Source organism: Oceanobacillus caeni (assembly GCF_042678465.1).
In the GTDB taxonomy this organism is placed as follows: Bacteria; Bacillota; Bacilli; order Bacillales; family Amphibacillaceae; genus Oceanobacillus; species Oceanobacillus caeni.
The window spans coordinates 1-11,811 of record NZ_JBHTKV010000047.1; the positions used below are offsets into that span (position 1 = coordinate 1).

General features: G+C 35.8%; 11 protein-coding genes. 2 read left to right on the top strand and 9 right to left on the bottom strand.

What is annotated here, in order from left to right:
* Nucleotides 1-163: 163 nt before the first annotated feature.
* The 7 genes from ACFQ18_RS17475 to ACFQ18_RS17505 form a co-directional block, all read right to left on the bottom strand.
* The gene (locus ACFQ18_RS17475; RefSeq protein ID WP_204798806.1) at nucleotides 164-1,666 is read right to left on the bottom strand and encodes an acyl-CoA carboxylase subunit beta; all 1,503 of its coding nucleotides are present in this window, start codon (nucleotides 1,664-1,666) and stop codon (nucleotides 164-166) included.
* 47 nt (nucleotides 1,667-1,713) lie between these two features.
* Entirely contained in the window at nucleotides 1,714-2,487 is a 774-nt protein-coding gene (locus tag ACFQ18_RS17480; RefSeq protein ID WP_047186479.1) for an enoyl-CoA hydratase, read from the bottom strand.
* 90 nt (nucleotides 2,488-2,577) lie between these two features.
* Nucleotides 2,578-2,790: an acetyl-CoA carboxylase biotin carboxyl carrier protein subunit gene (locus ACFQ18_RS17485; RefSeq protein ID WP_060669178.1), complete on the bottom strand. Its 213-nt coding sequence runs from the start codon at nucleotides 2,788-2,790 to the stop codon at nucleotides 2,578-2,580.
* 229 nt (nucleotides 2,791-3,019) lie between these two features.
* Entirely contained in the window at nucleotides 3,020-4,162 is a 1,143-nt protein-coding gene (locus ACFQ18_RS17490; RefSeq protein WP_204798805.1) for an acyl-CoA dehydrogenase family protein, read from the bottom strand.
* Between the two features lie 212 nt (nucleotides 4,163-4,374).
* The gene (parC, locus tag ACFQ18_RS17495) at nucleotides 4,375-6,825 is read right to left on the bottom strand and encodes a DNA topoisomerase IV subunit A (RefSeq protein ID WP_204798804.1); all 2,451 of its coding nucleotides are present in this window, start codon (nucleotides 6,823-6,825) and stop codon (nucleotides 4,375-4,377) included.
* Nucleotides 6,826-6,837: 12 nt separating this feature from the next.
* The gene (gene parE, locus ACFQ18_RS17500; RefSeq protein WP_047186480.1) at nucleotides 6,838-8,796 is read right to left on the bottom strand and encodes a DNA topoisomerase IV subunit B; all 1,959 of its coding nucleotides are present in this window, start codon (nucleotides 8,794-8,796) and stop codon (nucleotides 6,838-6,840) included.
* A gap of 427 nt (nucleotides 8,797-9,223) precedes the next feature.
* Nucleotides 9,224-9,643 (bottom strand): CoA-binding protein, encoded by a 420-nt coding sequence (locus ACFQ18_RS17505; RefSeq protein WP_047186474.1) that lies wholly within the window; start codon nucleotides 9,641-9,643, stop codon nucleotides 9,224-9,226.
* A 329-nt stretch (nucleotides 9,644-9,972) separates the two neighbouring features.
* Between ACFQ18_RS17505 and plsY the strand changes: the two genes are divergently transcribed.
* Entirely contained in the window at nucleotides 9,973-10,554 is a 582-nt protein-coding gene (plsY, locus tag ACFQ18_RS17510) for a glycerol-3-phosphate 1-O-acyltransferase PlsY (protein ID WP_060669303.1), read from the top strand.
* A gap of 37 nt (nucleotides 10,555-10,591) precedes the next feature.
* Nucleotides 10,592-10,846 carry a membrane protein insertion efficiency factor YidD gene (gene yidD / locus ACFQ18_RS17515; RefSeq protein ID WP_047186472.1) on the top strand — a complete coding sequence of 85 codons (255 nt, stop codon included), beginning with the start codon at nucleotides 10,592-10,594 and terminating at the stop codon, nucleotides 10,844-10,846.
* A gap of 21 nt (nucleotides 10,847-10,867) precedes the next feature.
* Here yidD and ACFQ18_RS17520 read toward each other — a convergent pair whose 3' ends face one another.
* Together ACFQ18_RS17520 and tlp are read right to left on the bottom strand one after the other, a co-directional pair.
* The gene (locus ACFQ18_RS17520; RefSeq protein ID WP_047186471.1) at nucleotides 10,868-11,179 is read right to left on the bottom strand and encodes a hypothetical protein; all 312 of its coding nucleotides are present in this window, start codon (nucleotides 11,177-11,179) and stop codon (nucleotides 10,868-10,870) included.
* 174 nt (nucleotides 11,180-11,353) lie between these two features.
* Nucleotides 11,354-11,581, bottom strand: coding sequence for a small acid-soluble spore protein Tlp (gene tlp, locus ACFQ18_RS17525; RefSeq protein WP_047186470.1), 228 nt, complete (start codon nucleotides 11,579-11,581; stop codon nucleotides 11,354-11,356).
* Nucleotides 11,582-11,811 lie beyond the last annotated feature (230 nt).

Below are 11,811 nucleotides of genomic sequence, written 5' to 3' on the forward strand. Positions count from 1 at the left end.
AATTCATCTCCCCCTTATCATTGGGCTACGCCCTTCACACGCTTGAAGAGGGAGACTTCTTTCGGAAGTGCGTTAAAACTTCACCTTTGTTTACATAATATAATTATCGTAAACTTAATAAAGGTAGCCAAAAATAGGCTACCTTTACTGTGTTCATTTTCCATTAAACTGGATATACACCATGTTTTCTTTCTGTAAATCGGACATTTTTATCTTGATAAATGGAATACCTCTTCATTAACTCTTCTCTTAATGTGTCGGGATGAATAATATCATCAATCACCATTTCCGATGCTAATCGATAAATATCGATTTCTTCACGATACTCATCTTGCTTTTCCTTTATAAATGCTAATTGTTCTTCTTCTGGAAGTTGTGCTATTTTATTCGCATATACTGCATTTACTGCCGCTTCCGGACCCATAACCGCAATTTGCGCACGGGGAAAAGCCAGCACACAATCTGGTTCAAAAGCAGGACCAGCCATCGCATATAATCCCGCTCCGTACGCTTTTCTTACGATAACGGATATCTTAGGAACAGTAGCTTCACTCATAGCGGATAACATTTTTGCGCCATGACGGATAATTCCTTGTCGTTCTACCTTTGTCCCTATCATAAATCCCGGAACATCTGTTAAGAAAAGGAGTGGAATATGGAACGCATCACATAATTGTATAAATTTAGCTGCTTTATCAGCTGTATCTGTAAACAGAACTCCACCTTTTACGCGAGGCTGATTCGCTATCACACCGATTACTCGACCACCTATCCGTGAAAGTCCAGTTATTAGTTCCGGTGCAAATAATTTTTTAATCTCACAAAAACTATCTTCGTCTATAATTCGATTGATTAAATCATACATATTAAACGGTGCATTTTGATTTTTAGGGATTAATTCCGATATAGGTTTATCATATGGTTTTACTTCAATCGCTTGTTTCATTGTAGGCTTACTCCTGAAATTAGCTGGAAAATAGGCTATATAGTTACGTGCAAATGTAATGGCTTCTTCTTCTGATTGAACTAATACATCCCCAACCCCTGAAACACTCGCATGCATTTTTGCCCCACCCATTTCTTCTAACGTCACTTTTTCTCCAATTACTTTTTCAGCCATTCGCGGAGAGCCTAAATACATCGACGCATTCCCTTCTACCATGATAACGACGTCACAAAAAGCAGGGATATATGCCCCACCTGCCGCCGATGGACCAAATAATAAGCAAACTTGTGGTACACGGCCGGATAATTTGATTTGATTATGAAAAATTCGTCCTGCACCTCGTCTACCTGGAAACATTTCGACTTGATCCGTGATTCGTGCACCAGCCGAGTCTACTAAATAGAAAATCGGAATTTCTAATTTCATAGCCGTTTCTTGAATTCGCAAAATCTTTTCTACCGTTCTTTTTCCCCATGACCCTGCTTTGACAGTAGAATCGTTTGCCATTACGCAAACCTTTTGACCATTTATTTGTCCTATCCCTGTAACTACTCCATCTGCAGGGAAATTTCCGTCAAGGCCATTCGCAAAGAAGGCATCCTCTACATCTATCCCATCATCCAATAAAAGTTCCAGACGTTTGCGAACGAACAATTTCCCTTTATTTTCATTTGCCTTATGATATTTTTCAGAACCTCCTCTTTCTATTCTTTCTTTCATTTGTTTGAAATCTTCGGTTCCAGACACAGGTTCTAACCTCCTTTTCCTTATTTCCCTTTATAATATGGTTTTCGTTTTTCTGCAAAAGCTTTTAATCCTTCTAATCTATCTATTGTGGGAATGGTTTCTCGGTAGGCTAAATACTCAATCGTTAGTCCGGTATTTAAATCTGTTTCCACCCCTTTATCCATTGCCAGTTTTGCTTGTTGTATAGCGATTGGTCCGTTATTAGAAATAGTTTTCGCTAATAACATAGCGGTAGTAAGCAGTTCATATTTCTCCACAACTTGTTCTACCAAACCAATCGATAACGCTTCATCTGCAGTGATTGGCTTTGCCGTATAAATAAGTCGTTTAGCCTGTCCTTTCCCTATTAATCTTGGCAACCTCTGTGTACCTCCAGCTCCTGGAATAATGGCAAGCGATGTCTCAGTTAGTCCTAGCTTTACATGGGAGCTTGCAATCCGTAAATCACAAGCTAAGGCAAGTTCGAGACCCCCACCATAAGCCACTCCATTTATAGCCGCAATGACCGGCATACGTAGCTTCTCTATTTTTGACATTGTTTCACCAATATAATGAACCGCGTCGATCACTTGACTATTTGTCATACTCTTCCGTTCCTTTAAATCAGCACCTGCACAAAAAGCTCTTTCACCCGCACCTGTTAGGATGGCACAGTATATGTTTGGATTCTTGTTAATTAAATTTATTTTCTCATTGAGTAAGTCAAGAAAAGACGTCGACAATGCATTTGCTGCCTCTAGACGATTTAAGGTAATTAAAGCAATATGTTCATCTTTTATCTCAAGCTCAATCATTACCCATCCTCTTTTCTTTTATTTATCAATCTTCACTATCAAAATTAGGAACGCACTTTACTATTTTCAGAAAACAAAAGCGACTATTTATCACTCTAATACAACCAAGACATCATCTTCGTTTACAAAATCATCTTTAGAAACTCTAACCTCTTTGACCGTCCCTGATACATCGGAGGCAATTGGAATCTCCATTTTCATTGATTCTAAAATAACGACATCTTGACCTTCTTCAACCTTATCCCCAACCTTTACATAAACTTCCCAAACACTTCCAGCCATCATCGCTTTTAATTCGTGCACACCTATTCCTCCTCGAATAAAGAAGTCGTTGTATTACATTTTTATTATTTCTACTCCATTTTAAGAACAGACTTTAGGAGAGTTATTAGGAAACATCTCTCGTTTTCTCATTTACATCAATTATGGGATCATATAGTGGGGTAACTCTATAATTACTATGAGCAGTTATTTCATTTAGTGGGTTAATGGTAGTAAGAAATCTTAGTAAAATATCTTGCATCATATGGTTCTAACAACCTAATTCTCTAGCAATAATTAATCTTTGAATCTCTGACGTTCCCTCTCCTATTTCTAATAATTTAGCATCTCGTAAATATCTCTCTACTTCATACTCTCTCATATAACCGTTTCCTCCAAGTATTTGGATTGCTTGGTTCGCAGTTCTAAATGCAGTCTCCGTTGCAAATAACTTGGCATAAGCCGCTTCTTTACCAAAAGGTTTACCGTTATCTTTTAACCATGCTGCCTTGTATACCATGTTTCTAGCAAGCTCAATTTCCATTGCCATATCCGCTAATTTAAATTGAATGGCTTGAAATTTGACTATCGGTTTTCCAAATTGCTTTCTTTCTTTTGCGTATTGTAATGCCCTATTCAAAGATGCCTGGGCCACACCTAATCCAAGTGCTCCAATCGAAATCCTTCCCCCATCCAACGCCTGCAGGAATTGATTGAATCCCTTGTTTGGTTTTCCTAATATATTCTCTTTCGATACTCGAACATTTTCCAATACAATTTGCGCGGTATCCGATCCACGGACACCCATCTTATCATAATCACTTGTAATCGATACTCCATCTGTGTTAGTTGGAACAATAAAAGCAGTTATTAAATTTCTTCCTTTTTCATTTTTTCCAGTCACTGCTGTAACAATTAATAATTCAGCATAGCTAGCATTTGTGATAAAGCACTTTTCTCCATTGATGACATATTCATTTCCATCTAAGTATGCGGTAGTTTTTGTTCCACCTGCATCCGAACCTGCATTTGGCTCCGTTAGTCCAAAAGAAGCTAAATATTTACCTTCCGCAAGTGGGGTTAAATATGTTTGTTTTTGTTTCTCTGTCCCAAAATAATAGAATGGACTTGCTCCAAGTGATACGGCAGCGGCATAACTAAGTCCAGTGCTACCGCAAGCGTTTCCAATTTCCTCTACACAAATGGCATACGAAATGGTATCTGCTCCTGATCCTCCATATTGTTCAGGAAAAGGAATCCCCATAAATCCTAGCTCTCCCATTTTTTGAAAAATATCTAAGGGAAACTTCGCATCTTTATCAATCTCAATTGCCCTCGGACGGATAACTCGGTCGGCAAATTCCCGAACCACGGATTGAATCATCTTTTGCTCTTTCGTTAACTCAAAGTCCATAACTATGCACCTCTTTACCTTTTATTCAAAATAAGGTTGGGACATAACGAAATGTTTAACTCAAAAGACGAACAATCCCACAGAATTTCCAGAGCGGTTTATCTACTCCATAACTTCTGTAAAGATCGGATTTCCCTTTTGATAAAACATTTTTGTCCCAACCTCATTTCATACATTATAGACTGAGGCTTACATTAAATCATATTACAGACTTACTCATTTGATTCATTAAATGGTACTTGATACGCAGATTCTTTCCATACTTCTGTTACTTCTCCATGTCTATCACTATCGATAATAAAGGATCCATTGCTATATCGATCACTCGTTGTTAACTCTAACGGATAGACGCGATGCATTTCTCCATCTTCTGTCATAAATTCTAAGCTCTCATTTTCATGTACAACAAAGAAACCTTTTATGCGATGCGGCTTACTCTTTAATTCTCTTAACATAACTAAACCACGTTTTGCACGGCTCGTTTTCTCAAATTCATTAAGCTTCATTCGTTTACATGCTCCACGTTGCGTAACGACAACTAGTGATGGTTCAGATAATTCATCAAATACTTGACCATTTACTACATATTCGTCATCTTTTAATTGTATTGCTTTTACTCCTGCCGCTCTTTGGCCAACTATATTTATTTCTGATTCATGATACCATAATCCATAACCTTTATTGGAAGCAATAAAGACATCACAACAGCCATTCGTTTCAAAGACATTTACAAGTTCATCTTCACCTTTTAAGTTTAAAGCAATGAGTGCTTTAGAATATCTTTGTGCGTTATAAAGTTTTAATTCACTACGCTTCACCATTCCATTCTTCGTAAAGAAGACTAGATACGCTTGATCTGTAAATTCACGAATTGGGATACATTGGACAACATGTTCATCTTTTTCTAATGTAGCTAAATTAGAAAGATGTTGACCCATGTCCTTCCAACGAATATCAGGTAATTCATGAACAGGGATGGATAGATATCTACCTCTATTTGTAAAAATTAATATCTGATCTGTTGTATTTATTTCGAGTAAGCTTATGATATGGTCTCGATCTTTCATAGCAAAATCCTCACCATTTGAAGCACTATACGATCTAAGACTTGTACGTTTTATGTATCCATCTTTTGTCACAGATACAAGAACATCTTCACTTGCCACCATCACATCAATATCTATTTTTATTTCTTCAATTTCATCTTCTATAACCGTTCTTCTTTGATCAGCGAAGATCTTTTTAATATTTTTTAAATCTTTTTTGATTGTTTGAGATAATTTCTTTTCACTGTTTAAAATCTCTTCCAATCGATTAATTTCATTTTTTAATTCATCTGCTTCTTTTTCTAACTGTGTGATATCCGTATTTGTTAAACGATATAGCTGTAACATCACGATTGCTTCGGCTTGTGCATCCGTAAAATCATATTTAGCAATAATTTGCCTTTTCGCATCTTGTTTATCTTTAGATGCACGAATGGTAGCAATTAATTCATCGAGAATGGATATGGCCTTGATTAAACCTTCCACAATATGCGCCCGATCTCTTGCCTTTTTCAAATCAAATTTTGTTTGTCTTGTAACGACATCTTTTTGGTGGTTAATATATGCATCTAGAATTTGTGGAAGGGAAAGTAATTTTGGTGTACGATCCTCGATGGCAACCATGTTAAAGTGGTAGGTAACTTGTAGGTCTGTATTCTTGAATAGATAATTCAAGACTCCTTCACTATTTACCTCTTTTTTTAGCTCTACAACGATTCTTAACCCAGTCCGATCTGTTTCGTCCCTGATTTCCGCAATCCCTTCTACCTTTCGATCTAGGCGCAATTCATCCATTTTTTTCACTAAATTTGCCTTATTTACTTCAAAAGGAATTTCATCAATGACAATTTGTTCACGATTTCCTCGAATGGATTCAATCTTCGTTTTTCCACGAACGACAATTTTCCCTTTACCTGTTTCGTATGCCTTTTTAATTCCTTCTACACCTTGAATAATTCCACCTGTTGGAAAATCAGGTCCCTTGATTGCAGTCATTAGTTGCTCTACTGTTACTGAAGGATTATCAATTTTCATAATAACCGCATCTACTACTTCTGCCAAATTATGCGGTGGTATATCTGTCGCGTATCCAGCTGATATTCCTGTCGATCCATTCACAAGTAAGTTTGGAAACTTAGCTGGGAGTACAACCGGTTCTTCAGTAGATTCATCAAAGTTAGGAATAAATTCTACTGTTTCTTTATCAATATCACGCAACAATTCAGAAGATATAGCCGCAAGTCTCGCTTCCGTATAACGCATCGCTGCCGGTGGATCCCCGTCTATACTCCCGTTATTCCCATGCATTTCAATAAGCACATTTCGATTTTTCCAGTCTTGACTTAGACGAACCATCGCTTCATATACAGATGAATCTCCATGTGGATGGTAATTACCGATAACCGTACCAACCGTTTTGGCAGATTTTCGAAATGCTTTATCATGGGTATTTTTTTCAACATGCATGGCATACAAAATTCTTCTTTGTACTGGTTTTAATCCATCTCTTGCATCAGGTAGTGCTCTATCCTGAATAATGTACTTACTATATCTTCCAAAGCGGTCACCAATTACTTCTTCTAATGGAAGATCTAGAAATTGTTCTGCTTCTGACAAAACAATCCCCCCTTAATTCCTTGAAATTTTATCATTTTCCAATATCGTATCAGCTTCTTCTAAACCGAATTCTACATGGGATTCAATCCATTTTCTTCTCGGCTCGACCTTGTCTCCCATTAACGTTGTTACACGTCGTTCTGCACGAGCTAAATCATCAATTGATACCCGAATTAATGTACGGGTTTCAGGAGACATGGTCGTTTCCCATAGCTGATCCGCGTTCATTTCACCTAAACCTTTGTATCGTTGAATCATATAGCCGTTTTTAAATTCTCGAACAGCGTTTTTCATTTCATCTTCATTCCAGGCATAAGCTATTTTTTCATTCTTTCCTTTTCCTTTTGATATTTTAAAGAGTGGTGGCAATGCAATATATACTTTACCTGCCTCAATTAATGGGCGCATATAACGGTAGAAAAAGGTAAGTAAAAGAACTTGTATGTGGGCACCGTCCGTATCGGCATCTGTCATAATGATTACTTTATCATATTGAACATCTTCTATATTAAAGTCTGTACCGACTCCTGCACCAATTGTATGAATGATCGTTGAAATTTCTTCATTCTTAAATACATCTTGAAGCTTAGCTTTCTCCGTATTAATAACTTTACCTCTTAGTGGAAGTACTGCTTGAAATTTTCGATCTCTACCTTGTTTCGCGGATCCACCAGCAGAATCACCCTCCACTAAGTAAAGTTCATTTCGTTTTGGGTTCTTCGATTGTGCGGGAGTCAGCTTTCCACTAAGAATTGTTTCTTTACGTTTACGTTTTTTACCTGTACGTGCTTCTTCTCTAGCTTTTCTCGCCGCTTCTCTTGCTTCTTTAGCCTTAATGGCTTTTTTAATTAACATACTAGCTGTATCAGCATTTTCTTCTAAGAAATAAGCTAGATGTTCTGAAACAACAGCATCAACTACAGATCTTGCTTCCGTTGTCCCTAATTTTCCTTTTGTTTGCCCTTCGAATTGTAACTTATCTTCAGGAACTCGAACAGAAATAATAGCAGACATGCCTTCTCTAATATCAGATCCGTCCAAATTTTTATCTTTTTCTTTTAATAAAGAAACCCTTCTAGCATAATCATTAAAGGTTCTCGTTATACCAGTTCTTGCGCCTGATTCATGAGTTCCTCCGTCTTTCGTACGAACATGGTTTACGAATGATAACATATTTTCTGTATAACCATCGTTAAATTGAAAGGCGAATTCTACCTCAATCCCTTGGTCTTCACCTTCAAATGAAACAACTTGGTGTAATGTATCCTTTTCCTCGTTCAAGTAATCCACGAATGATTCGATTCCATTTGGATAAAGAAACGTATCATTTCTTCCTTCATTCCGTTCATCTTTTAGTTTAATGGTAAGTCCCTTTAATAAAAAAGCAGATTCCCGTAAACGTTCTGAAAGAATCTCATAATCATACGTAGTAGTCGAAAAAATGGTTGGATCTGGTTTAAAGTGAATCGTGGTCCCTGTTTTCCTAGTGGTTCCCTTATTCTCAAGTGTTCCAACTGGTTTTCCACCTTTTTCAAAACGTTGGTAAAAGATTTGTCCATCTCGATAAATCGTTACTTCAAACCATTCCGATAAGGCATTTACTACAGAAGCACCTACTCCATGTAAACCACCACTGGATTTATATCCACCTTGTCCAAATTTCCCACCAGCATGTAACACGGTAAATATAACTTCTGGAGTAGTTTTACCGGTTCGGTGCATGCCAGTTGGTATTCCTCGTCCTTTATCAATTACTGAAATACTATTATCTTTATGAATGATTACATCTATTTCGTCACCGTACCCTGAGAGAGCCTCGTCAACGGCGTTATCAACGATTTCAAATACCAAGTGATGAAGCCCTTTAGAGTCTGTACTTCCAATATACATTCCTGGTCTTTTACGTACAGCATCTAGGCCCTCTAAAACCTGAATAGAATCATCTGTATATTGAGTAGATTGCTTAGTCAATAAATTTTCTCTCCCCTCAAAATCTGGAACATTCTTATAGAGGTTGTTCAAAAAATCCGGTGAAAATGACACTTCGGTACTAAGGAACTCGCATTTACCGATCTTGGTCCTTTTCATCCTCCTTTTTGAACACGCACTTCTTATACATTATAATAGAACAAATGTTTCGTGTTGTAAATTTGGGTAAAAATTACTTTTTAATATTAACATTTAAATTGAACGTGATTACAAGTATACTATAAACTCATGTTTCATGCATATTCCATCCGAATTAATCTTGCGAAAATGATTGTAAGCCTGCTCAATTCGTGTAAAATCTAATTTCGACTAGTAGGGAAAAAGGAACCCCTCAACCAATGGAGTCTTCTTTATTTTTATTAATGCATAAAAAAAGGATGACATAAATGAAGTCATCCTTTTTCTTTCTTTATTTTGTGACCAATACAGCATGAACGACTTTAATACATAAATCCATTATAACGGTAAAATCTCGCTCTTTTAAATAATCATATGCTTCTTGATTTACGATTCCTTGTTGAGCCCAAAATATACGTGCATTTGTTTTGGCAGCTTCTTTTGCAACTTCTGGTAAATGTTCTGGTCTTCTAAAAACATTGATAATGTCAAATTCCTCAGGTATATCTGTTAAGGAAGCATAAGCTTTTTCTCCGAGAACTTCATCTACTGTTGGATTTACTGGAATAATTCGATATCCATTTTCTTGCATTATTTTAGAAACCTGATATGAGGTACGTTCAGGGTTATCAGATAGGCCTACTACGGCAATTGTTTTTTTAGTTTCTAAAATTTCTTTTAGTTCCTCTTTTGATGGATTTTCCCACGTCATTATATAATCCTCCTATATAAAATATTTAAAAAAATGCTTGTCTTCCTAGTTACATTCATTTATCTTAATAGTTGTCCCTTTTTACTATAGCATAGTTACCTATCATTTTTCATTTAATTTCCATCCCTATAAAGGTTGTTCAAAAAAGTCCGGTGAAAATGACATGTCGCATTTGTTCGACCTTTTCATCCTTCTTTTTGACAGTATTTATAGTGATTTTACCAGGCATTACGTTATCTGTACGAAAGTTTCTCTTTATTAATGACTATTTCGTGCTAAAATAAGATTAGCTTTAAATTAATATTTCATACGGAAAGTAGGACTGATTCATGGAATATGTGTTATTTGGACTAATAGCTTACGTGCTAGGATCAATTCCCTCTGCTCTAATCGTTGGAAAATTAGGCTTTAAAATAGATATTCGTGAACATGGTAGTGGTAATTTAGGTGCTACGAATACATTTCGCGTATTAGGTAAAAAAGCAGGAATTATAGTTACTCTATCTGATATATTAAAAGGAACGATTGCCGTTCTTATTCCTTTATTCTTTGATGCGGAAATAAATCGACTAATTATTGGTATTTTTGCAGTTATTGGTCATACATATCCATTATTTGCTAAATTTAAAGGTGGAAAAGCTGTTGCAACCTCAGCAGGCATTATACTTGGTATCAATCCCTTACTATTCATTATCATGGTTACAACATTCCTTATAACACTTTATATTTCTAAATATGTTTCTTTATCTTCCATGATTACCGGTGTGGTTACTATATTAGTATCCATTTTTTTCAAAGATATCGGTTTAATGATTGTTATATCAATTCTAACTATTTTCGTGTTTTATCGACATCGGGAAAATTTAAAACGGATTAAAAATGGAACGGAACCTAAAATAAAGTGGATGTAATGTTGTAATGATTAATGTATAAATCAGGTGAAATGTAATGAAATACATCTTTATGTTTTTAATTAAATTTTATCAAAAGGCCATTAGTCCTTTCACACCTTCAACTTGTAGATTTTATCCTACTTGTTCAGCATATAGCTTAGAAGCCTTTCAAAAATTCGGAGTGATAAAAGGGGCATATTTAAGTATCAAACGAATCAGTAAATGTCATCCCTTCCATCCGGGCGGAGTAGACTATGTCCCAGAAAAAATAGAAAGTCCTTTAAAAAGACGATATAAGAGGAAAAAATAAGTTTCCTTTATATCGTCTTTTTTATTTTTGTGTATCTAAATTAAATCGTTTTAATTGATCCCACTGTTTTTCGTTCATTAATACTTGCTTCTGATATTCCCCAAATAAATCAAAATGCGGGAATCTTTCATCTCTATGTATCCATCTTGGATCTAATCCATATTGTTCTCCCCATTTCGTTAATTTTTCTATATTCGTACAACCAACTTTTGTCACAGAATAGCTATCCGGAAATCTATCATCCATCCAGAAATGTGTTAAAATACCAATGTTTCCACTTGACACTGTCTTCTTCCAAGCTTTTAGTTCCTCTCTTTTGATACCAAATGCCATATGTTATTCTCCTTTATATACGATGCTAGGCTTTTATTTGACTGGTTGAAAATAACTCCAGTAAATTAGGTTTTCTTTTCCAAATTATTTTATCATGAATGAAAGATGAAAGTGAATTTATTCTTTACATATTAAAAGCACCTTTAACTGTTATAAAGGTGCCTTCGTAAAAATTTAACTATGGTATTCATCTTTAATTTCTTCTCTAAATCCTTCTATAGCTTCTTCTCTTCGTTTGTTTTTAGACATAATTTGTTGTTTATCTTCGCCACTTGCATTCTCAAGAGTTTCTTCAGATTTCTCGATATTTTGAATCGTATCTTCAATCATATTTTGTAGTTTTTCCACGTTATCACTACGATCGTCTGGGTTTGGTTGAAATTGTTGTTTTTTAGGCATCATTAGCACTCTCCTTTCACCCATTAGTATTATTGTCTACAGATAATCTATACACGAAATTTTTCGGTAAGAACTGTTGCGCTTCATACACCTAAGAAATGTGAATACAAGAAGAAAACCCACTTCAAATTAAGCAATTTATTGTAGAAAAAACAGGAACTATGTGTAAAATAGTTCTCGGGGATTTGAAACAAAATTCTAGAAAAAAAAGAAAAGGCGCTCTATCATAAATG

Coding starts and splice junctions, on each gene's coding strand:
- ACFQ18_RS17475 (WP_204798806.1), bottom strand. CDS start 1,666: ATGAAAGAAAGAATAGAAAGAGGAGGTTCTGAAAAATATCATAAGGCA.
- ACFQ18_RS17480 (WP_047186479.1), bottom strand. CDS start 2,487: ATGATTGAGCTTGAGATAAAAGATGAACATATTGCTTTAATTACCTTA.
- ACFQ18_RS17490 (WP_204798805.1), bottom strand. CDS start 4,162: ATGGACTTTGAGTTAACGAAAGAGCAAAAGATGATTCAATCCGTGGTT.
- ACFQ18_RS17505 (WP_047186474.1), bottom strand. CDS start 9,643: ATGACGTGGGAAAATCCATCAAAAGAGGAACTAAAAGAAATTTTAGAA.
- plsY (WP_060669303.1), top strand. CDS start 9,973: ATGGAATATGTGTTATTTGGACTAATAGCTTACGTGCTAGGATCAATT.
- yidD (WP_047186472.1), top strand. CDS start 10,592: ATGAAATACATCTTTATGTTTTTAATTAAATTTTATCAAAAGGCCATT.
- ACFQ18_RS17520 (WP_047186471.1), bottom strand. CDS start 11,179: ATGGCATTTGGTATCAAAAGAGAGGAACTAAAAGCTTGGAAGAAGACA.
- tlp (WP_047186470.1), bottom strand. CDS start 11,581: ATGATGCCTAAAAAACAACAATTTCAACCAAACCCAGACGATCGTAGT.